Origin of the sequence: Aeromonas eucrenophila (genome assembly GCF_000819865.1) — a bacterium.
Taxonomy (GTDB): domain Bacteria; phylum Pseudomonadota; class Gammaproteobacteria; order Enterobacterales; family Aeromonadaceae; genus Aeromonas; species Aeromonas eucrenophila.
On record NZ_CDDF01000011.1, the window covers coordinates 1 to 20,579 of the forward strand.

At 61.7% G+C, this 20,579-nt stretch carries 19 protein-coding genes; 13 read left to right on the forward strand and 6 right to left on the reverse strand.

What is annotated here, in order from left to right:
- Both dacB and BN1124_RS10335 read left to right on the forward strand, forming a co-directional pair.
- A partial coding sequence (dacB, locus tag BN1124_RS10330; RefSeq protein WP_042641633.1) for a D-alanyl-D-alanine carboxypeptidase/D-alanyl-D-alanine endopeptidase occupies positions 1 to 1,086 on the forward strand: 1,086 nt, incomplete at its 5' end.
- A gap of 228 nt (positions 1,087 to 1,314) precedes the next feature.
- Entirely contained in the window at positions 1,315 to 1,572 is a 258-nt protein-coding gene (locus BN1124_RS10335; RefSeq protein ID WP_033131583.1) for a GrxA family glutaredoxin, read from the forward strand.
- A 70-nt stretch (positions 1,573 to 1,642) separates the two neighbouring features.
- On the opposite strand, the gene BN1124_RS10340 is transcribed toward BN1124_RS10335, so the two are convergent.
- Positions 1,643 to 1,855, reverse strand: a complete 213-nt coding sequence (locus BN1124_RS10340) for a DUF1653 domain-containing protein (RefSeq protein WP_042641635.1) — start codon at positions 1,853 to 1,855, stop codon at positions 1,643 to 1,645.
- Positions 1,856 to 2,212: 357 nt separating this feature from the next.
- Here BN1124_RS10340 and BN1124_RS10345 point away from each other — a divergent pair, with 357 nt between their 5' ends.
- The gene (locus BN1124_RS10345) at positions 2,213 to 3,427 is read left to right on the forward strand and encodes a pyridoxal phosphate-dependent aminotransferase (RefSeq protein ID WP_042641637.1); all 1,215 of its coding nucleotides are present in this window, start codon (positions 2,213 to 2,215) and stop codon (positions 3,425 to 3,427) included.
- A gap of 70 nt (positions 3,428 to 3,497) precedes the next feature.
- Here the strand turns inward: BN1124_RS10345 and BN1124_RS10350 are convergent, their stop codons facing one another.
- On the reverse strand, positions 3,498 to 4,973 hold the full coding sequence (locus tag BN1124_RS10350; RefSeq protein ID WP_042641639.1) for a YfcC family protein: 1,476 nt from the start codon (positions 4,971 to 4,973) through the stop codon (positions 3,498 to 3,500).
- Positions 4,974 to 5,135: 162 nt separating this feature from the next.
- A complete protein-coding gene (fabV, locus tag BN1124_RS10355) occupies positions 5,136 to 6,329 on the reverse strand; it encodes an enoyl-ACP reductase FabV (RefSeq protein WP_042641641.1) in 1,194 nt (397 codons plus the stop codon).
- A 288-nt stretch (positions 6,330 to 6,617) separates the two neighbouring features.
- Here fabV and BN1124_RS10360 point away from each other — a divergent pair, with 288 nt between their 5' ends.
- Complete coding sequence (locus tag BN1124_RS10360; RefSeq protein ID WP_042641643.1) at positions 6,618 to 7,076, forward strand: DUF4124 domain-containing protein; 459 nt, start codon at positions 6,618 to 6,620, stop codon at positions 7,074 to 7,076.
- 84 nt (positions 7,077 to 7,160) lie between these two features.
- On the opposite strand, the gene BN1124_RS10365 is transcribed toward BN1124_RS10360, so the two are convergent.
- A complete protein-coding gene (locus BN1124_RS10365) occupies positions 7,161 to 9,581 on the reverse strand; it encodes a beta-glucosidase (RefSeq protein ID WP_042641644.1) in 2,421 nt (806 codons plus the stop codon).
- 292 nt (positions 9,582 to 9,873) lie between these two features.
- Between BN1124_RS10365 and BN1124_RS10370 the strand changes: the two genes are divergently transcribed.
- A complete protein-coding gene (locus BN1124_RS10370) occupies positions 9,874 to 10,902 on the forward strand; it encodes a helix-turn-helix domain-containing protein (protein ID WP_082041544.1) in 1,029 nt (342 codons plus the stop codon).
- A gap of 305 nt (positions 10,903 to 11,207) precedes the next feature.
- Positions 11,208 to 12,506 carry a methyl-accepting chemotaxis protein gene (locus tag BN1124_RS21755; protein ID WP_052445584.1) on the forward strand — a complete coding sequence of 433 codons (1,299 nt, stop codon included), beginning with the start codon at positions 11,208 to 11,210 and terminating at the stop codon, positions 12,504 to 12,506.
- An 85-nt stretch (positions 12,507 to 12,591) separates the two neighbouring features.
- Here BN1124_RS21755 and BN1124_RS10380 read toward each other — a convergent pair whose 3' ends face one another.
- Positions 12,592 to 12,789 carry a hypothetical protein gene (locus BN1124_RS10380; protein ID WP_042641648.1) on the reverse strand — a complete coding sequence of 66 codons (198 nt, stop codon included), beginning with the start codon at positions 12,787 to 12,789 and terminating at the stop codon, positions 12,592 to 12,594.
- A gap of 60 nt (positions 12,790 to 12,849) precedes the next feature.
- Positions 12,850 to 13,746: a DMT family transporter gene (locus BN1124_RS10385; RefSeq protein WP_042641650.1), complete on the reverse strand. Its 897-nt coding sequence runs from the start codon at positions 13,744 to 13,746 to the stop codon at positions 12,850 to 12,852.
- Between the two features lie 111 nt (positions 13,747 to 13,857).
- Here BN1124_RS10385 and rsxA point away from each other — a divergent pair, with 111 nt between their 5' ends.
- The 7 genes from rsxA to nth all read left to right on the forward strand — a co-directional run bounded on the left by rsxA (position 13,858) and on the right by nth (position 20,503).
- Positions 13,858 to 14,439, forward strand: coding sequence for an electron transport complex subunit RsxA (rsxA, locus tag BN1124_RS10390; RefSeq protein ID WP_042641651.1), 582 nt, complete (start codon positions 13,858 to 13,860; stop codon positions 14,437 to 14,439).
- Positions 14,440 to 14,443: 4 nt separating this feature from the next.
- Positions 14,444 to 15,007, forward strand: coding sequence for an electron transport complex subunit RsxB (rsxB, locus tag BN1124_RS10395; RefSeq protein ID WP_042641652.1), 564 nt, complete (start codon positions 14,444 to 14,446; stop codon positions 15,005 to 15,007).
- Between the two features lie 2 nt (positions 15,008 to 15,009).
- Entirely contained in the window at positions 15,010 to 17,283 is a 2,274-nt protein-coding gene (gene rsxC, locus BN1124_RS10400) for an electron transport complex subunit RsxC (protein WP_042641653.1), read from the forward strand.
- Between the two features lie 3 nt (positions 17,284 to 17,286).
- Positions 17,287 to 18,339: an electron transport complex subunit RsxD gene (gene rsxD / locus BN1124_RS10405; protein ID WP_042641654.1), complete on the forward strand. Its 1,053-nt coding sequence runs from the start codon at positions 17,287 to 17,289 to the stop codon at positions 18,337 to 18,339.
- 34 nt (positions 18,340 to 18,373) lie between these two features.
- Complete coding sequence (gene rsxG / locus BN1124_RS10410; RefSeq protein ID WP_042641656.1) at positions 18,374 to 19,006, forward strand: electron transport complex subunit RsxG; 633 nt, start codon at positions 18,374 to 18,376, stop codon at positions 19,004 to 19,006.
- Between the two features lie 75 nt (positions 19,007 to 19,081).
- The gene (locus BN1124_RS10415) at positions 19,082 to 19,840 is read left to right on the forward strand and encodes an electron transport complex subunit E (RefSeq protein ID WP_042641658.1); all 759 of its coding nucleotides are present in this window, start codon (positions 19,082 to 19,084) and stop codon (positions 19,838 to 19,840) included.
- Between the two features lie 21 nt (positions 19,841 to 19,861).
- A complete protein-coding gene (gene nth, locus BN1124_RS10420) occupies positions 19,862 to 20,503 on the forward strand; it encodes an endonuclease III (RefSeq protein WP_033131568.1) in 642 nt (213 codons plus the stop codon).
- Positions 20,504 to 20,579: the final 76 nt, after the last annotated feature.

Consider the following 20,579-nt stretch of genomic DNA (forward strand, 5'->3'; position numbering starts at 1 on the left):
GTGACCCGCATCAAGGGCAATGTCTACGTCAACACCGGCGCCTACAACGGCTACGAGCGCGGCAACGGCTGGTCCTGGGGGGATCAGACCCTCTGCTTCGCGGCCCCGGTCTCCTCGGTCATCATCGACAAGAACTGCGCCTACGGCACCGTCACCGCCACCCAGATTGGCAAACCGGCGGTGGGCAACGTGGCCACCGGCGTGCCCATCGGCATCGGCGCCGACAACGTGGAGGTGATGAGCTATGCCGACATGGCGCGCCAGTTCTGCGCCCTGGAAGTGGACATGGCCAAGGGCAACTTCTACGAGCTCAAGGGCTGCATCACCCCGAACAAGGAGCCGCAGGGTCTGCGCTTCGCCATCCACGACGTGGAAGCCTGGGGCTGGGACAACATCCGCTGGGCCATGAACCGCGCCGGCATCAGCCACGACGGCCTGCTGCGGGTCACTCATCAGGCGCCGGTGGGCGCACAGACCCTGGCGACTCACTACTCCGTCTCCCTGCCGGTGATGCTCTCCAAGATGCTGAAGAAATCGGACAACCTCTACGCCGATACCTTCTTGAAGACCGTCGGCCGTCACTACTACAACAAGCCGGGCAGCTATCGCAGCGGCACCATGGCGGTGCGCGCCATCCTGACCAAGAACGGCATCGATCTCGGCAACGCCACCCTGGCCGACGGCTCCGGCCTCTCCGCCCACAATCTCATCAGCGCCCGCCAGATGCTCTCCGTGCTGACCTTCATCCAGAAGAACGACGCCCAGCTCGACTTCATCAAGCTGCTGCCAAGCTCCCAGGTGGACGGCACCCTGGCCTGGCGCCGCAGCGTCACCGCCCCCATGATGAAGAACAAGGTACACGCCAAGACGGGGACCATCACCGGCACCTCCAACCTCGCCGGCTTCATCGACACCGCGGGCGGCCAGCGCAAGGCCTTCGTGATGTTCCAGCGCGGCCTGTCCCAGGATCCGGCCACCCACGAGCGCTTCCGCGCCAGCAAGGCCCCCTGGCCCTGGACAGTATTCGAGAAGGGGGTGCTGGAGAGCATCTATCAGCAGCAGCCGATCCAGATCGCCGAACAATAACCACAGACTGCCGCCTTGCCCGCAAGGCGGCCTCCATACCCAGGACAGTGTTCGAGAAAGGCGTGCTGGAGAGCATCTATCAGCAGCAGCCGATCCAGATCGCCGAACAATAAACTCGGGCCTGGGTGCCCGCCATTTTCCACTTTAACGAACCCTGAGGCGGGGCTATGCTGTCGCCAGCCTCATTGCAGCGCTTCATATCACGGCTTCATTTAACGGAGAGAAACGATGTTTGTAGAAATTTTTGGTCGCCCGGGTTGCCCCTACTGTGTCCGTGCCAAGCAGATCGCCGAGCAGTTGACCGAGGAGCGCGATGACTTCGAATTCCGCTACGTGGACATCAACGCCGAAGGGCTGACCAAGGACGATCTGGCCGTCAAGGCGGGCAAGCCGGTCACTACTGTGCCGCAGATCTTCCTGGACGAGCAGCACATCGGCGGCTGCACCGACTTCGAGGCCTATGCCAGGGCCAATCTGGGTCTCTGATCCCGGCATTCGTTGCAGACAAAAAAGGCGCCTGATGGCGCCTTTTTTTATGGTGAGCACAGCAGCAGGCTCAGTCTGCCACCGGCGTGAAGCGGCTCACCACGGCCCCCTGATGCTCAATCCACTCCATGAACATGGCGACGGGCCTGGCATAGACGATGTCGTCCTGCTCGGACTGATAGATGACCAGTTGCTCCTGGGTTTCGGTGTGAAGGGCCAGGGTGAGCACTCGATAGTGCCCTCCCTTGAAGTGGCGATAGCGACCGGGTGTGGGTGCGTGCATGACAAAGCCTCGAAACGGGATGAAAGACCACCGGACGCGGAGCTGGCCGGGCCGATAAGGGGGGCTGGCGGGCGTTTCTCAGCCCAGCCAATCGTGCCAGATGGGGGGAGTATTTCAATACACTCCTGCGGCTTTATGAAGCTGACCCTCATCTTTCACTGGTTTCTTGCGAAACAGGCAAACGATCCTGCTGAATTTAACAGATTGGCAACCCTGTTTTAGGGGTTAATATCAGGGATTTATTCCATAAATTAGATTGTTCTAGCATTCAATTCTGTGAAGAATAGGGGTAGAGAAATTTGATACTAAAAAACGCTTTTTGCCAACGCGCCCCCAGGGGAAGGAATCACGCTCACCATGTTCACTATCGACAAGTCGCACAAGCTCGACGATGTCTGCTATGACATTCGCGGCCCGGTGCATAAAGAGGCCCGCCGTCTCGAAGACGAAGGCCACCGCATTCTCAAGCTCAACATCGGCAATCTGGCGCCATTCGGTTTCGATGCCCCCGAGGAACTCATCAAGGATGTGATCCTCAACATGCCCCAGAGCCAGGGCTACTGCGACTCCAAGGGGCTCTTCTCCGCCCGCAAGGCGGTGATGCAGTATTACCAGCAGAAGGGGATGCGCAAGGTCGATATCGATGACATCTACATCGGCAACGGCGCGAGCGAACTCATCGTCATGGCCATGCAGGCGCTGCTCAACAACGGCGACGAGATGCTGGTGCCCTCCCCCGACTACCCGCTGTGGACTGCGGCCATCACCCTCTCCGGTGGTCATGCTGTGCATTATCGCTGCGACGAAGGGGCCGACTGGTATCCGGATCTGGACGATATCCGCGCCCGCATCACCCCGCGCACCCGCGGCCTGGTGCTGATCAACCCGAACAACCCGACCGGCGCCGTCTACGGCAGCGAATTCCAGCTGGAGCTGATCGAGATCGCCCGCCAGCACAACCTCATCATCTTCGCCGACGAGATCTACGACAAGATCCTCTACGACGACATCGCCCACACCAGCGTCTGCACCCAGTGCGACGACGTCATGGTGGTGACCTTCAACGGCCTCTCCAAGGCGTACCGTGCCTGTGGCTTCCGCCAGGGCTGGATGGTCATCACCGGGCCCAAGGGCCGCGCCAAAGGCTATATCGAGGGGCTGGAGATGCTGGCCTCCATGCGGCTCTGCTCCAACGTGCCGATGCAGCACGCCATTCAGGCGGCGCTCGGTGGCTACCAGAGCATCAACGAACTGATCCTGCCGGGCGGCCGGTTGCGGCGCCAGCGAGACAAGGCCTGGGAGCTTATCAACGCCATCCCCGGTGTCTCCTGCGTCAAGCCCAAGGGGGCGCTCTACCTGTTCCCGCGCCTGGATCCCAAGGTGTACGACATTCGCGACGATCAGAAGATGGTGTTCGATCTGCTGCAGCAAGAGAAACTGCTGCTGGTGCAGGGCACCGGCTTCAACTGGCCCGCGCCGGACCACTTCCGCCTGGCATTCCTGCCCAGGGAGGAGGAGCTGGAGGATGCCATCGGCCGCCTCGCCCGCTTCCTCAAGAACTACAAGCAGTAAGCACTGCCAACACCATGAAAAAGGCTCCCGCGGGAGCCTTTTTGTTGCCTGTCGTTTGTTTCTTGAGCCATCAGCCGTGCAGCAGGGCGCCAACCACCAGCACCCCCATGGTGATGAGCACCACCCCGATGATGAAGGGCAGCACCCAGCGCACGAAGCGCTCGTAGGGGATCTTGGCCAGCGCCAACCCGGCCACCAGATGAGCGGCGGTGGGGGCGAACAGGTTGATCCAGCCGGAAGCCGACTGATAGGCGGTGATCACCAGATCCCGGGAGATGCCGGAGAAGTCCGCGAGGGGCCCCATCAGCGGCATGGAAACGGTCGCCAGCCCCGAGGTCGAGGGGATGAAGAAGCTCAGGATGATGTGCACCAGATAGGCCATCAGGATGAACACCGAGGAGGAGAGCCCGGTCACCAGTCCCTCGGCCCAGTGCAGTATGCTGTCGATGATGACGCCCTGCTCCATCACCACATAGATGCCGCGCGCCACCGCCACCACCAGCGCCACCCCGATGAGATCCCGCGCCCCTTCCAGGAAGGTAGCCACATAGTTGGACTCCGGCATCCGGTTGATGAGGGCGATCAGGATGGAGGCGCTGAAGAACAGGGTGGAGAGCTCATCGAACCACCAGCCCAGGGTCGGCAGAAAATCGATCCCCAGATCCGCCCAGGGCACCACCGCATAGATCATCAGCAGGAAGGTGCCGAAGAACACCAGCATGGTGAGTTTCTGTTTACCGCTGAAGGCCGAGTCGCTGCGCTTCATCTGGGAGAATTCGTCGTCGTACTGGATGTCGGCCAACACAGAATTCCCCCTGTCCTGCTGCACCTGCTTGGCATAACGCATCACGAACCAGGAGGCGAAGATCACCAGCAGCAGCCACTGGATGACCCGCAGCCCAATCCCCTCACCGATGGGGATGCCGGCAAAACCGGAGGCGATGCCGGTGGCGAAGGGGTTGACGGTGGAGGCCAGCACCCCGACCCCGGAGCCGAGCAGTATGATCCCCGCCGCCACCATGCGATCGAAGCCCGCCGCCATCATGACCGGCACGATCAGCGCCCAGAAGGCCACCGTCTCCTCCGCCATGCCGAAGGTGGAGCCACCGAGGGCAAAGAGCGCGATCAGCACCGGGATCAACAGCCGCTCACGGCCGGCGAAGGCACGGACTATGGCCCCGACCCCGGCATCCAGCGCGCCGCTGTGCATGGTCACCGCCAGGAAGCCGCCGATGATGAGCACGAACAGCGCCACGTCGGCCGCCTTGTGGAAGCCCTGAATGGGAGCCTTGAGCACATCGAACACCCCCTGCGGGTGAGAAGGCAGCTCGGTATAGCTGCCGGGCACCGGCAACAGCCGCTCGTCGCCGCTGTAGTCGGCCACGGCCGCCGCCGCGATCGGCTGCTGGCTCTTGGCGGTGACATAGTTGTACTTGCCCGCCGGCAGCACCCAGGTGAGGGTGGCCATCAGGGCGATGATGATAAACAGCAGGGTGTATACGGTGGGGAGTTGGCGCTTCTTGGGCGCCGCATGTGGGCTGGTCATAGTGTCCGTTCCTCGGCAAGGCCGTCATGTGATCCGATCAGCGCAAGACTAGCGGTTTTGATATCGGAAAAAGGTGATCGCGGATAATAAAATTTCTTGATAAGGCAGAATTCTGGATAAAAAAACAGGGCCCCGCGGGGCCCTTTTTCATTTGAGTCAGGATCAGAGCTCGACCACGTCGAAGCGCACGTCCGGATTCACGTCCGCATCGTAGTCCACCTCGTCCAGACCGAAACCGAACAGGCGCAGGAACTCCTGCTTGTAGCCGGTGTAGTCGGTGAGCTCGGACAGGTTCTCGGTGGTGATGGAGGGCCAGAGATCGCGGCAGGTCTGCTGCACGTCGTCACGCAGCTCCCAGTCGTCCATGCGGATGCGGGCCTGCTCGTCCAGCGCCAGCTCCTCGCCATAGAGGCGGGTGCGCAGCATGCGATAGACCTGCTCCATGCAACCCTCGTGGATGCCCTTCTCCTTCATGATCTTGAACGCCATGGAGATGTAGAGCGGCATCACCGGGATGGCGCTGGAGGCCTGGGTCACCACGGATTTCAGCACGGCCACGTGAGCGGTACCGCCCTTGCCGGCCAGGTCGCCACGGATGGCGCTGGCGGCGCGGTCCAGGTCTTCCTTGGCGCGGCCCAGGGTGCCATGCCAGTAGATGGGCCAGGTCAGATCGGTGCCGATGTAGGAGTAGGCAACGGACTTGGCGCCGTCTGCCAGCACGCCCGCATCACGCAGGGCCGCCATCCACAGCTCCCAGTCCTGACCGCCCATGACAGTGATGGTGTTCGCGATCTCTTCTTCATTCGCCGGCTCGACGGTGGCGGTGATGATCTGATCCTTGTTGGTATCGATGGCGGTGGTGGTGTAGGTCTCGCCGATGGGCTTCAGAGCGGAGCGCACCACTTCACCGGTATCCGGCATCTTGCGCACCGGGGAGGCCAGGGAGTAGACCACCAGATCGATTTGTCCCAGATCGGCCTTGATGAGCTCGATCACCTTGGCACGGCATTCGTTGGAGAAGGCATCGCCGTTGACGCTTTTCGCGTACAGGCCGGCCTCTTTGGCGGCCTTGTCGAAGGCGGCGGAGTTGTACCAGCCGGCAGAGCCCGTCTTGGTCTCGGAGCTCGGCTTCTCGAAGAAGACACCTATGGTGGCAGCACCTGAGCCAAAGGCGGTGGCAATGCGCGAGGCCAGGCCGTAGCCGGTGGAGGCGCCGATCACCAGTACCTTCTTGGGACCATTATCTATGGTGCCCTGAGCCTGGGTGTACGCAATCTGGCGACGAACATTGGCTTCACAACCGACCGGGTGAGTGGTGGTGCAGATAAAGCCGCGAACCTTGGGTTTTATAATCATTTTGGGTCTCGACACCGTTTAATGGATGAAATCGGGGCATAAGATACCTCATTGTGGCCCAGTTTGGTGCTCTGATGTGTTGAGGCGCGGGGAAAACCGGCGGGGGATCCCGCCTCCGGGGCCTAAGTGGCGACCCTGAATGACGGCGCAGCGGCCCAATGCGCGATTTGAAATGAAGTGGCTCGATGAAGAGACTATTGTTTCAAAGACCCCACCTTGTTGGCAGTCTTCGAGGAAGCTTTCGGCCCCTCGAACTCCCGTGCAGGAATAGGATTCAAGGAGGAATCTATGTCACGCGCCCTGGCCCTCTGCCTTGGTACCCTGATCGTCGCCACCCCTTTGTCACTCCAGGCCGGTGTCTACCAATGCACCGTCAATGGCAAGGTCACCTTCAGCGATATCCCCTGTACCGGCGACGCCAAGCCCATGGACTTGCGGATCTACACCCCACCGGCAGAGGCGGTGGCAGAGGCCAGCAAGCAGACCCAGGCGATTGAAAAAGATCTCGCCACCAGTCTGAAACAGCGCGAGCTGGCCGCCCTTCACGCCGAGGTGGAGGCCAAAAAGCAGAAGATGAACGGCGAGATAACCAGATACAACGACCAGTTGACGGGCGTCACCCCATCCCAGACTGGCGATGGCAAAGGACCGCGCTCCGCCGCCGAGATGAAGGCCGCCACCCGCCAGTATCAAAGCGACGTGGAGGCCTTGAACAAGCAGATCTCGACCCTGCAGCAGAAGAAATAGGCTCACCCGCCGACCAGACGCCGGGATTGTGACGATCAAGCTGACATGAAAAGGGGGAGCCAAGGCTCCCCCACTATTTTCCGCTCAATACTGCGTTTCGAAAGAGGCCTCCGTCACCCCGGCCGGCAGCGCCAGCGCCCCCGGCGTGGTCTTGCTGACCACCAACTTGCTGCTCACCGTAAAGCTCTGCGGCGCTATGGCCGCCACCTCGGAAGAGGGGGCGACATAGAGCTTGTAGGTACCGGGCTCGATGATCCACTCGTTGTTGGCGTTGTCGAAGCTGGCGAGCCAGCTGGCCGGGATCTCGAAGCTCAGGGTCTCGCTGGCCCCCGCCGGCAACAGCTTGGTCTTGGCAAAGGCCTTGAGCTCGATGGCCGGTTTGCCCAGGGTTCCCGCCGGGGCCGCCACATAGACCTGGGCCACCTCTCTGCCAGAGACGCTGCCACTGTTATAGACGGTGGTAGTCAGGGTCACTTTCCCGCCTGCTGAAGCCAGCGTATTACTCTGTATCGCCGTATTTTTGTAGTCGAACTGGGTGTAGGAGAGGCCGTGGCCGAAGGGATAATTCACCCCCTTGCCGAAGGTCGCGTAGTAGCGATAGCCGACATAGATGCCCTCGTTGTAGTAGTGGGTGTCGACCTTGCCATCCCCGTCGGTATCCGTGCCCGGGAAGCCCGCAGACGAGGGCACATCCTGGTAGCTGGCCGGGAAGGTCTGGGTCAGCTTGCCGCTGGGGTTGACGACCCCGGACAGCAAGTCCGCCACCGCATGGCCCGCCTCCTGCCCCGGCATGTAGGCGAGCAGGATGGCATCCACCTTGTCCTGCCAGGCGCTGGTGTCCATCACGCCGCCGGTGTTGAGCACCACCACCACCTTCTTGCCCAGCCCGTGGAAGGCGGTGCTGACGTTGTCGATGAGGCTCTGCTCCACATCGGAGAGCAGATAGTCCCCCTTCGCATTCTGGCGATCCTGCCCCTGGGCCGAGATGCGCCCCAGGGTGATGACGGCGACGTCATTGCTGGCGGCATAGGCCGCGATCTCGCTCTGGCTCAGCGCCGGCTCCGGGCAACTGACGACGGTGGAAATGCCACCAAAGTCGCTCGACGTCTTGTTCTGCTCGAAGAAGGTGCGATAGAAGTCCGCAAGCCCGGTATCCAGGCTGAACTGCTTGGCCAACCCGTCCGCCACGTTGACGGTGTAGGCCGCGTTCACGTCCCCGCTGCCGGCGCCGCCCTTCAAGGTATTGATCTGGGTGATCCCGAAGGAGGCGACCTTGCTGCCCCCGGCCAACGGCAAACTGGCCTGATGGTTCTTCAGCAGCACCATGCCGTCGCTGGCTGCCTGGCGGGACAGGATCGCATGGCTCGCCAGATCCGGGGCATTGGTCGCCACATAGCCCTGATTCGAGGGCATCTTCAGCACCTGGGTCAGGATCCGCACCGCCCCCTGAGTGATGGTATCGGCGCTCAGGCTGCCGGCGGCATAGGCCTCCTGCAAACCGGTCAGGGCGTCACCGTAGCCATAGGGCAGCGCCGGGCCACCCGGCTCAATCAGATCGTTGCCGGAGTTGATCATGTCCGCATAGTGACCATCCCCCGACCACCAGTCGCTCATCACGAAGCCTTCGAAGCCCCACTCATCGCGCAGCACCCGGGTATTGAGATCCGCCCACTGCCCGGTATAGGTGCCGTTGACCTTGTTCATGGCGGTCATCACCGCCCAGGGATTGGCGTGCTCCTCGGCGTACTGGAAGCCCCGCAGGTAGATCTCACGGATGGCCCGCGGCGAGATGATGTTGTCCACGATGGAGCGCGAGGTCTCGGCGTTGTTGGCGATGAAGTGCTTGATGGTGGTACCCACCCCCTGGGCCTGGGCCCCCGCCACCTCGGCGGCCCCCATCACCCCGGAGACCAAAGGATCTTCCGAGAAGTATTCGAAGCTGCGCCCGTTGAGCGGGTCGCGCTGGATGTTCATGCCGGGGGCGAGCCAGACATCCAACCCGTACTCCTTGATCTCGTTGCCGATGGCCGCCCCCACCCGTTTGACCAGATCCGCATCCCAGGTCGAGGCCAGCAGGGTGCCCACCGGGAAGGCGGTGCCGTGGAAGGTGCCGGACTCCCCCTCCCGGGTCGGCGCTATCCGCACCCCGGCGGCGCCATCTGCCAGCTTGCTGGCGGCGATGTCCAACCCGGATTCCGCGTTATAGACGCCGTTGATGTAGCCCACGCTGCCCGGCACATCCCCCTTGAGGTTGTTCAGGGCATCCAGGTTGGTCACGAAGGCGCCGTTGGCAAACACATATCCCGGCCCCACCAGCAATCCCAGCCGCTCGTCCTGGGTCATCTTCTGGACCATGCCTTCCGCCAGCGCCCGGTAGTAGGCGTTGTCCTTGACCACCTCGGTCTTCGCCGTTGAACTGTTGTCGTTACACCCCTGCACGCCCAGCGCCAGCGCGATGGCGACCGCCACACCACTCCAGTGGTGGCCCTTATTGTTATGTTTCATGTGATTCCCTTTCATTCCGTTATTCGAATGGACAAGCCGAAATAGCCTGCGCAGCTTAACGCGAAGGCAAGGGAACCCGCTTTGCATGGGGGTGCGGCTATTTTGCATTGCGGTGCCGGCATGCAATATCACCGCCGTCATCACAGCGTTACATTTGGTTACAACAACGGACGTTAAGTTTCACTGCATTTGACCTGACGCGCAGATATCAGGCCCGGAAAATGCCTTAATCCCGCAGCGCGGCAGGATGCCGTCTGCACAATAAAAACAGGCTTGATGTGAGGGATCATATATGGGAAAGAGCGTTTCAAATATCATCGCCAGATCGACGCTTTATTTCCTGAAAGAACAGGGAGTCAATACCGACGCCATCATATCGCAGTGTCATCTCAGTCAATATGAAATAAATAAGCGCGATGGTCGGCTCTCGGATAAACAACACCTGCGCTTCATCAAGGAGACAGCGGCATACCACCACTTGTGGCAGGAACAGATGTCACAGGATGATTCGCCAGACCAGCTTATCAACCAGGCCTATGCACTGTTTCCCGAGCTCGTGGGTTATTGCCTCAATCAGAAGACGGCCAGCGACGCCGTGCTCGGCTATATCCGCAACAGGATCATCATAGGCAACTGCGATCGGTTCACCCTGCACCAGGAGGATGGACAGCTTGCCATCCACTATGTCGAGGACGCCGACACCTTGCTGCGCGATCACTCCGCCATCGGCAATTTGAGGATGATCAGGGAGCTCGTGCGCCTCTACGCCCCCACCGCCAGCACGGCGGTGAGCCTGCGTGGCAGCGACGACAAGGACAGCAGGCGGCTCGATGATGCCTTCGGCTGTCGCTGCCAGTTCGGCCAGAATGCCAATGTCATCTACTTCAAGGAGGCCGATCTGCTGGCCCCGGTGGACAGCTATCTACCGCTGCTCCATCAGAATCAGCACCGGCAAATAACGAAAACGGTGGCGGCACTGGAATATGAGCAAGGGTTCTCATCATTGATATATTCCCTGCTCGATGAGGCCATCGAGCAAAATAACATTGCCGACGAAGCCAGCTTTATGGAACATATTTGCACCCTGGTCGGCATGAGTCGCTGGACGTTGAATATTCGTCTCAATCAGGAAAATACCAACCTCAGTCAGTTATTGAAAAATGTGCGTCTGAAAAAAGCCTGTCTCTGGTTGGCCGAAACCAACCTGAGTGTTCAGGATATCAGCGAGCGCCTTCGTTTCTCCTCCCTCTCGGTATTTTCACGGTTTTTTTCTACCCATATGGGATCTTCTCCACTGCATTATCGTCGCCGGCTCGGCTAGCGGGCATAAGGCCTCATACGAACAACTTTATTATCGAGCCCCCCAAATGGCGTGCTTATAAGCAGTGCCAGTGGGCACTCATTCATGTCAGTATCATGAGGTGTATGTCATTGACATTCGTATCCGAACAAATCTGCTTTACCCCGGTGACCGGCGATAGCGCCCTAAATTAATCGACAGTGATAATTAAAAAATACCAAAAGTTAACCCGGAGTCGATTAAGGTTCATAGAAGATCGTTACTATTGTTAAATTGCTCAGATAGCATTGAGCATGTCATTCAAGGTCTCATGGAGGAGTGCCGATATGTTCTGGAACAATACGACCAGCAAGGAAGCGAGTGAGCAGGCGGCAAGGGTGGTGGCATTGAGTGCCTTCGAGCAGGCCATCCAGTCCCAGGTGCCCTTCATTCAGTTTACCCCGGCGGGCATAGTCACCTTCGTCAACGATCTGTTCCTCAACATTGTGGGCTTTGGGCGGGAGGAGGTGATCGGCAAGCACCACAGCGCGCTCTGCTTCCCCGAGGACGTCAAGACCCGCGAGTATGAGAATCTGTGGCAGGATCTGCGCGGCGGCACCTCTCGCAACGGCCGCTTCATCCGTCAGTCGAAGTCGGGCAAGCCCATCTGGCTGGAGGCCACCTATTTCCCCATCATGATCGATGGCAAGGTGGCCAAGGTCGCCAAGGTTGCCTCCGACGTGACCCAGCAGCAATCCTCTCTGGAGCGTACCCAGGCCCTGCTGGCGGCGCTGGACAAGTCCCTTGCGGTGATCGACTTCCAGCCGGATGGCACCGTCATCACCGCCAACCAGAATTTCCTGCGCTGCTTCGGCTACCGGCTGGAGGAGGTGGTCGGCAAGCACCACCGCCAGTTCTGCGATCCCGAGTTTTATCAGAAAAACCCGAACTTCTGGCGAGATCTGGGCTCCGGTGACATCAAGTCCGGGCTCTTCATGCGCCTCGGCCATCGTGGCGAGAAGATCTGGCTGGAGGCGACCTACAACCCCATCTTCAATCACGAAGGCAAGGTGGTGAAGATCATCAAGCTGGCGAGCGACATCACAGAGCGGGTCGAGAAATCCATCTCCACCCGGGAGGCGGCCCAGAAGGCCTGCGCCATCGCCAGCGAAACCGTCGCCAGCGCGGCCAAGGGGCGCGAGGTCATCGACAAGGTGCTGGATACCTCCCGCCACATCAACACCTCGGTCAACGAGGTCAGCAAGCAGATCGATCAGCTCAACCAGCAGTCCAAGAGCATCGAGTCCATCATCTCCACCATCAGTGGCATCGCGGATCAGACCAACCTGCTGGCGCTCAATGCCGCCATCGAGGCCGCCCGGGCCGGGGAGCAGGGGCGCGGCTTCGCGGTGGTGGCGGACGAGGTGCGGCAGCTTGCCGCCAGAACCTCGACCTCCACCAGCGAGATCGTCTCCGTCATCAAGCACAACTCCAGCATCACCTCCCAGATCACCCAGACCGTCTCCATCGTCTCCGACAAGGCGATGGCGGGACAGGATCAGGCCAACATCATCTCCGGCGTCATCAAGGAGATCATCGAAGACGCCAACTCGGTGTCGGACACCGTCAAGAGCCTGTCCATCTGAGGCGATAGACGACCAGAAAAAACAACACGGGGCCTGGCCCCGTGTTTTCGTTGGCAATCTGGATGATCCGAGAGACGCGGCGCGCTCAATCCTCCCCCATCAAGTAGCGCCTGGCATCCTCGTCGGCCAGACGCAGGGCAGACTCCCATAACTCGGCGATGCGCAGCCCCTCCTCCCCCACGGCCTCTTCTTCCAGCGCCTCCAGTGCCCGGGCATCGCCCAGGGTGAAAGGTTGATGGGTCAGCAGCGTCTGCGCCCTTGCCAGTAACATCATGTCGTTCATCACTTGGCTCCTTCATGGCCGGGATACCCTCTGTCCAGAGGGTAGCCGATAAGCAAGGAATCAACTCTCGGTGGCGGTGGCCCGCTCCCTGCGGCGTCTCGTCGGCAGCTGGCCCACCCCGATCCCGGCCAGCACCGCGGCGCAGGCGAGCCACTGCAGGCTGTTCAGGGTCTCCCCCAACAACAGGTAGGCGAGCAGCAGGGTAAACACCGGGATGAGATTCACGTAGGCCGCCGCCAGGGTCACCTTCACCTGGGTCACCGACCAGTTGTAGAGCAGGTAGGCCCCCAGGGTCACGAAGGCGCCGAGGAAGACGATCACCGCCATGTCCTGCCAGCGCCAGGCGCTGGGCCAGGGTGCGCTGAAGGCGAAGGGGGCGAAGAACAGCGTGCCGACGAAGGCCTGCAGGGCGGTCAGGGTCATGACGCCGTAACGGCTGGAGAGCTTCTTGAACACCACGGAATAAGTGGCGGCGCAGAGCATGGCGCCCATCTCAAGACTGTTGCCAAGCAGCGCATTGGGTGCGAATTCATCTGTCCCACCGCCCAATCCCAGCAGGGCGATGCCGAAGATGGCGATGGCAAAGCCGAGCAGCTGACGGCGGCTCACCCGCTCTTTGAGCAGCACGAAGGCCACCAGGGCCACCATCAGGGGCAGCAGGGCGCAGACCATGCCCGCCTGACCGGCGCTGGTGTAGCGCAGGGCGTTCACCTCCAGCAGGAAATAGAGACAGGGCTCCAGCGCCCCCATCAGGGCCAGCCAGCGCCAATCCCCCCGCTGATAACGGAAGTTGCCAAGCTGGCGGTAGCACAGTAGCCAACAGCCAGAGGCCACCAGCATTCGCATGAACAGCACCTGGCCGAAGGACCAGACTTCCAGCACATACTTGAGGGCGATAAAGGAACTGGACCAGAGCAACATGGCCAGGGTCAGGGTAAAAATGGGTAAGGGACGCACAACTCCTCCATGAATTGGCCATTCGAATAATAACCATACTGCCTTGCGGTTGTAGAAAGGCACCTAACATCAGATAATACGGCCGCCTTCACACCGGATAACCCATCGTCAATGACTGAGTACCTGCTTTTACTGATCAGCACAGTACTGATCAACAACTTCGTGCTGGTGAAGTTTCTCGGCCTCTGCCCCTTCATGGGGGTCTCTGGCAAGCTTGAAACCGCCATCGGCATGGGACTGGCCACCACCTTCGTGATGACGCTGGCCAGCGCCTGCTCCTATCTGATGGAGCACTATATCCTGATCCCGCTGGATATCGCCTACTTGCGTACCCTCGGCTTCATTCTGGTGATCGCCGTGGTGGTGCAGTTCACCGAGATGGTGATCCGCAAGAGCAGCCCGACCCTGTATCGCCTGCTCGGCATCTTCCTGCCGCTCATCACCACCAACTGCGCAGTGCTCGGCGTGGCGCTGCTGAGCATCAACGAGCACCACAACTTCATCCAGAGCATCATCTATGGCTTCGGGGCCGCGTGCGGCTTCTCGCTGGTGCTGATCCTGTTCGCCGCCATGCGCGAGCGTCTGGTGGCCGCCGATGTGCCTACGCCCTTTCGCGGCGTCTCCATCGCCATGGTCACCGCCGGCCTGATGTCGCTGGCCTTCATGGGCTTTACCGGCCTCATCAAGATATAGCGCTATGACTCACATCTTCTTTGCCATCCTGGTGCTGGCCCTGCTGGCCCTGGTCTTCGGCCTCATCCTGGGTTTTGCCGCCGTCAAGTTTCATGTGGAAGCCGATCCCATCGTCGATCAGCTCGATGCCCTGCTGCCCCAGACCCAATGCGGCCAGTGCGGCTACCCGGGCTGCAAGCCCTATGCGGAGGCCCTCGCCAACGGCGATCAGATCAACAAATGCGTGCCCGGTGGCGAGGCCACCATGCGCAAGATAGCCGATCTGATGGGGGTCGAACCCCAACCGCTCGGCGGCGATGAGGCCGCCGTGCCCGTCAAGAAAGTCGCCTTCATTCACGAGGACATGTGCATAGGTTGCACCAAGTGCATCCAGGCCTGCCCGGTCGATGCCATCCTCGGCGCCACCAAGGCGATGCACACCGTCATCGCCGACGAGTGCACGGGTTGCGATCTCTGTGTCGACCCCTGCCCGACAGACTGTATCGAAATGATCCCGGTTCCGACCACGGTCGATAACTGGAAATGGGATCTGGCCAAGGTCGCCATTCCGGTCAAGATAGTGGAGTAACCATGCAGCACCTGCTCGAACGTATCAAAGCCGGCAACCTGTGGGATTTCCACGGCGGCATTCACCCTCCCGAGAATAAAGATCAATCCAGCCTGACCCCGGTGGTGGACGCGGGCCTGCCGCCCCAGCTCATCATTCCGGTGCGCCAGCACGCGGGCCCCGCCGGCGATCTGCTGGTGCAGGTCGGCGACAGGGTCAAGAAGGGCCAACCCCTGACCCGCTATGACAAGGGCCGCATAGTGCCGGTCCATGCCTCCACCTCCGGCGTCATTACCGCCATCGAACAGCATACGGTGGCGCACCCCTCCGGCCTCGAGGATCTCTGCGTCCTGCTCACCCCGGACGGCGAGGATGCCTGGGGGCCGCGCGACGCCAGACCCGATTACTGGAATCTGGATCGGGGCGAGTTGCTCGAGCGCATCCAGCAGGCCGGCATTGCGGGCCTCGGCGGCGCCGTGTTCCCGACCCACAGCAAGCTCGACGGCCGTGGCCAGCTCACCGAGATCCTGATCGTCAACGGCCTGGAGTGCGAACCCTACATCACCACCGATGACCGGCTGATGCAGGAGTACGCGGACGAGATCATGGACGGCGTCCGGGTGCTCAAGCACCTGCTCAAGCCGAAACTCACCCTCGTCGGGGTGGAAGACAACAAGCCGGCCGCCATCGAGGCGTTGACCCGTCATGCCACCGATGAGGACGTGCTGGTCAAGTCGGTACCGACCAAGTATCCCTCGGGCGGTGCCAAGCAGACCATAGAGCTGCTCACCGGTCGCCAGGTCCCCAAAGGCGGCCGGGCGGTGGACATGGGCATCATGGTGCTCAACGTCGCCACCGTGTTTGCCATCAAGCGCGCCATCATCGACGGCGAGCCCTTGATCGAGCGCATCGTCACCCTCACCGGTGACGCCTTCAAGCAACCGGGCAACGCCTGGGTGCGGCTCGGCACGCCGGTACGCTGGCTGCTGCAGCGCTTCGAACTGCAACCAGAGGCGGATCAGCGGGTCATCATGGGGGGCCCCATGATGGGCTTCACCCTGCCCCACGCCATGGTGCCCGTGGTCAAGGCCACCAACTGCCTGCTCTCCCCCACCAGAGCCGAGCTGCCCGTGCCCGCCCCCGAGCAGTCTTGCATCCGTTGCAGTGCCTGCTCCGACGTCTGCCCGGTCAAGCTGTTGCCCCAGGAGCTGTACTGGTACAGCCGCGCCAAGGACTACGAGAAGACCGAGAAGCTCAACCTCTTTGACTGCATCGAGTGCGGCGCCTGTGCCTGGGTCTGCCCGAGCACTATTCCCTTGGTGCAGTATTACAAGGTCGCCAAGGACGATATCCGCGAGGCCCGTGCCGAGGCCGAGAAGGCCGAGCGCGCCAAGCAGCGTTTCGAGGCCAAACAGGCCCGCTTCGAGCGCGACAAAGCCGCACGTGAGGCTCGCCACGCCGAAGCCGCCGCCCAGCGTCGTCAGGCCATGACAGCCGCCGGTGGCGAAGACCCGGTGGCCGCCGCCCTGGCCCGTCTCAAGGCCAAGCAGGAGGCAACGGCCAGCGGCACCGCCGCGCAACCCGATAACGCCGCCATGGCCGCCGCCCGCGAGGCGCGCAAGCAGGAGGCGCTGGCCCGCCGCGCCGCCAAGGCGACCGATGCCCCGGCCGCAGAGACGGTCGCGGCAGAGACGGCGACCGGCGAGGTCGATCTCAAGAAGGCCGCCATCGCCGCTGCCTTGGCCCGCGCCAAGGCCAAGAAGGCGGCGCAGGCCACCGATGAAGGCAATGCCGAGAGCGAACCCGCCGCCGTCAGCGAAGTTTTCACCCCAGCAGCCAGCGAGCCAGCACCCACCGACGAGGTCGATCCCAAGAAAGCGGCCATCGCCGCTGCCATCGCTCGCGCCAAGGCTAAAAAAGCCGCTCAGGCGACGGCGGAAGGCAATGCCGATAACGAGCCCACCGCCGTCAGCGAGGTTGTGACCCCCGCAGCCAGCGAACCAGCGCCCGCCGGCGAGGTCGATCCCAAGAAGGCCGCCATTGCCGCCGCCATCGCCCGTGCCAAGGCTAAAAAAGCCGCTCAGGCGACCGGGGAAGGTAATGCCGATGGCGAGCCCGCCACCGTCAACGAGGTTGTGACCCCCGCAGCCAGCGAGCCAGCGCCCGCCGGCGAAGTCGATCCCAAGAAGGCTGCCATTGCCGCCGCCATCGCTCGCGCCAAGGCCAAGAAGGCGGCCGCCGAAGCAGCCAAACTCGACCAGCGCGAGTCAGACCCACTTTCAGACAAGAGTCACTGATCCATGTTCAATATCGCGATGGCGCCCTTTGCCCATAACCGCAAACAGACCCAGACCCTGATGTTGCTGGTGATCCTGGCTTGCCTGCCGGGCCTGCTGGCCCAGACCTGGTTCTTCGGCTGGGGCACCCTCATTCAGGTCCTGCTGGCGCTGGTGACGGCGCTCGGCTGCGAGGCGCTGGTGCTCCGCCTGCGCAATCGTCCGGTCAAACCGGCACTGCTGGATGGCAGTGCGGCCCTCACCGCCGTGCTGATCGGTGTCTCCCTGCCACCCTTGCTGCCCTGGTGGATGCTGGTGCTGGGCACCGCCTTTGCCATCATCATCGCCAAGCAGCTCTACGGCGGGCTGGGGCAGAACCTGTTCAACCCGGCCATGGTGGCCTATGTGCTGCTGCTGGTCTCCTTCCCGGTGCAGATGACCAGCTGGCTGCCGCCGTCCAGCATCGCCGCCTATGACATCGGCTTTGGGGATGCGCTGTCGGTGATCTTCACCGGTTTCAGTCTCGACGGTTACAGCATGCTGCAACTCAAGCAGGGGGTGGATGGGCTGACCATGGCGACGCCGCTCGACACCCTGAAGACGGGGCTGACCCAGGGGCTCACCGCGAGCGAGGTGATGACTCACAAGGTGTTCGAAGGATGGGGTGGGATAGGCTGGAGCTGGGTCAACCTCGGCTATCTGCTGGGCGGCCTCTTCCTGTTGCAGCAAAAAGTGATCCACTGGCGCATTCCGGTAGCGGTGCTGGGAGCCCTGCTGTTCTCGGCCTTGCTGGGCTATCTGGCCACGCCGGATTCCACCGCCACCCCCATGCTGCACCTGTTCAGCGGCGCGACCATGCTGGGGGCCTTCTTCATCGCCACCGATCCGGTGAGCGCCAGCACCACCCCCCGCGGCCGTCTGGTGTACGGGGTGTTGATCGGCGTGCTGGTCTACCTCATCCGCCGCTTCGGTGGCTACCCGGATGCCTTCGCCTTCGCGGTGTTGCTGGCCAACCTCTGCGTACCGCTCATCGACAGCCTGACCCGGCCCAAGGTCTATGGGGATCGTCGTAAATGATCGCCGCTCGCACCTCACTCTCAGGAATCCTCCCATGTTAAACAGCATGCGTAAGAACGGCGTGACCCTGGCCCTGTTCGCCCTGGGCTGCACCGCCATAGTGGTGCTGACCAACGAGCTGACCCAGGACAGGATCGCCCACCAGCAACAGCTGGAGAAGCTGCGGACCCTCTCGGCCCTGTTGCCGGAGGGCAGCTATGACAACGATCTGGTGGCCAGTTGCCGGCTGGTCACCAGCCGCGAGTTCCTGGGCAGCGATCAGGCCATGCCGCTCTATAGCGCCACCCTCAACGGCGTGCCGACCGGCTATGCACTGGAAACCATAGCCCCCGACGGCTACAGTGGGGCCATTCGCATGGTGGTCGGCACCGATGCCAAGGGGGCGGTCAGCGCGGTACGGGTGCTGACCCACAAGGAAACCCCGGGCCTTGGGGACAAGATAGAGCTGAAAAAGTCCAACTGGATCGACAGCTTCGTCGGCCGCACCCTCACCGCCGACAACGACGCCAGTTGGGCGGTGAAAAAAGACGGGGGCGAATTTGACGCCTTCACCGGCGCGACCATCACCCCTCGCGCCGTGGTCAAGGCGGTGAAGAACCTGCTGCTGTTGCAACAACAGCACCCGGAGTTGCTGCGTGATGCCCCCCCCTGTGAGGCCGCGCCCTAACCATGGCGGCGCATACAATGAACCAGAACAGATTGATGGCCGGCACGGGCTACTCGAGAACAGCGGAGCCAACAGATGGAACAGATTGATGTGATTGACGGCCAGAGCCTCGCCAATGAAGGCAATAGCCGCCGCGAAGAGCTCAAGGAGCTGATGTTGCAGGGGCTGTGGAAGAACAACCCCTCCCTGGTGCAGGTGCTGGGACTCTGTCCGACCCTGGCGGTCTCCTCCACCTTCACCAATGCCCTCGGGCTGGGTCTGGCGACCCTGGTGGTACTGGTGAGCTCCAACCTCGCCATCTCCCTGGTGCGCAACCTGGCGCCCAAGGATATCCGCATCCCGATCTACGTGATGATCATCGCCGCCCTGGTGACCAGCGTGCAGCTGCTGATGAACGCCTACACCTATGGCCTCTATCAGTCCCTCGGCATCTTCATCGCGCTGATCGTCACCAACTGCATCATCATCGGCCGGGCCGAGGCTTATGCCTCCAAGAACCCGCCCCTGCTGGCGGCCGTCGACGGCTTCATGATGGGGCTGGGCTTCACTCTGGTACTGTTGGTGCTGGGTGGCCTGCGCGAGATCATCGGCATGGGTACCCTGTTCGACGGCGCCGATCTGCTGCTGGGAGACTGGGCCAAGTCCCTGCGCATCGAGCTGTTCCACGCCGATGCCAGCCTGTTGATCGCGATCCTGCCGCCCGGTGGCTTCATCGGGCTTGGGCTGCTCATCGCCGCCAAGAATGCCATCAACGATCGGATGGGCCGCAAGCAGGCCGCCGACAAGGCCCACTGCGCCGTGCCGGCCCCCGGAGCCCGCGCGACTCAGCTTTAAAAGAACCAGACTCGAGACTCGATGAATAACCAAAAACGCAGACAAATTCTGGAGCGGCTGCGGGACAACAACCCGCACCCCACCACCGAGCTCAACTTCAACTCGCCGTTCGAGCTCTTGATCGCCGTCTTGCTGTCAGCCCAGGCCACCGATGTCAGCGTCAACAAGGCCACCGCCCTGCTCTATCCGGTGGCCAATACCCCGGCCGCCATGCTGGCACTCGGGGTGGACGGGGTGAAGCAGTACATCAAGACCATTGGCCTGTTCAACACCAAGGCCGAGAACGTCATCAAGACCTGCGCCATCCTGCTGGAGCGCCACGGCGGTGAAGTGCCGGAGGACCGCGAAGCGCTGGAAGCCCTGCCCGGGGTCGGCCGCAAGACCGCCAACGTGGTGCTCAACACCGCCTTCGGCTGGCCCACCATCGCCGTCGACACCCACATCTTTCGCGTCTCCAACCGCACCGGCTTCGCGGTGGGCAAGAACGTGGATCAGGTGGAAGAAAAACTCCTCAAGGTGGTGCCCGCCGAGTTCAAGCTGGATGTGCACCACTGGCTGATCCTGCACGGGCGCTACACCTGTCTCGCTCGTAAACCCCGCTGCGGCTCCTGTATCATCGAAGACTTGTGCGAGTACAAAGAAAAAGTCTACCCGGAGAGCTAGGCACCGGGACTTTTGCACCTACCGCAGCCATTTTTACTATTTTCTTCTACTGAATTATCGATAAGCAGTACAAACA

Bases quoted from the DNA above. Each gene is read 5' to 3' on its own strand.
- BN1124_RS10345 (WP_042641637.1), top strand. From the start codon at position 2,213: ATGTTCACTATCGACAAGTCGCACAAGCTCGACGATGTCTGCTATGAC.
- rsxD (WP_042641654.1), top strand. From the start codon at position 17,287: ATGTTCAATATCGCGATGGCGCCCTTTGCCCATAACCGCAAACAGACC.
- BN1124_RS10415 (WP_042641658.1), top strand. From the start codon at position 19,082: ATGGAACAGATTGATGTGATTGACGGCCAGAGCCTCGCCAATGAAGGC.
- rsxB (WP_042641652.1), top strand. From the start codon at position 14,444: ATGACTCACATCTTCTTTGCCATCCTGGTGCTGGCCCTGCTGGCCCTG.
- BN1124_RS21755 (WP_052445584.1), top strand. From the start codon at position 11,208: ATGTTCTGGAACAATACGACCAGCAAGGAAGCGAGTGAGCAGGCGGCA.
- BN1124_RS10380 (WP_042641648.1), bottom strand. From the start codon at position 12,789: ATGAACGACATGATGTTACTGGCAAGGGCGCAGACGCTGCTGACCCAT.
- rsxG (WP_042641656.1), top strand. From the start codon at position 18,374: ATGTTAAACAGCATGCGTAAGAACGGCGTGACCCTGGCCCTGTTCGCC.
- nth (WP_033131568.1), top strand. From the start codon at position 19,862: ATGAATAACCAAAAACGCAGACAAATTCTGGAGCGGCTGCGGGACAAC.
- BN1124_RS10370 (WP_082041544.1), top strand. From the start codon at position 9,874: ATGGGAAAGAGCGTTTCAAATATCATCGCCAGATCGACGCTTTATTTC.
- BN1124_RS10360 (WP_042641643.1), top strand. From the start codon at position 6,618: ATGTCACGCGCCCTGGCCCTCTGCCTTGGTACCCTGATCGTCGCCACC.
- rsxC (WP_042641653.1), top strand. From the start codon at position 15,010: ATGCAGCACCTGCTCGAACGTATCAAAGCCGGCAACCTGTGGGATTTC.
- BN1124_RS10350 (WP_042641639.1), bottom strand. From the start codon at position 4,973: ATGACCAGCCCACATGCGGCGCCCAAGAAGCGCCAACTCCCCACCGTA.
- BN1124_RS10335 (WP_033131583.1), top strand. From the start codon at position 1,315: ATGTTTGTAGAAATTTTTGGTCGCCCGGGTTGCCCCTACTGTGTCCGT.
- BN1124_RS10340 (WP_042641635.1), bottom strand. From the start codon at position 1,855: ATGCACGCACCCACACCCGGTCGCTATCGCCACTTCAAGGGAGGGCAC.
- rsxA (WP_042641651.1), top strand. From the start codon at position 13,858: ATGACTGAGTACCTGCTTTTACTGATCAGCACAGTACTGATCAACAAC.
- fabV (WP_042641641.1), bottom strand. From the start codon at position 6,329: ATGATTATAAAACCCAAGGTTCGCGGCTTTATCTGCACCACCACTCAC.
- BN1124_RS10365 (WP_042641644.1), bottom strand. From the start codon at position 9,581: ATGAAACATAACAATAAGGGCCACCACTGGAGTGGTGTGGCGGTCGCC.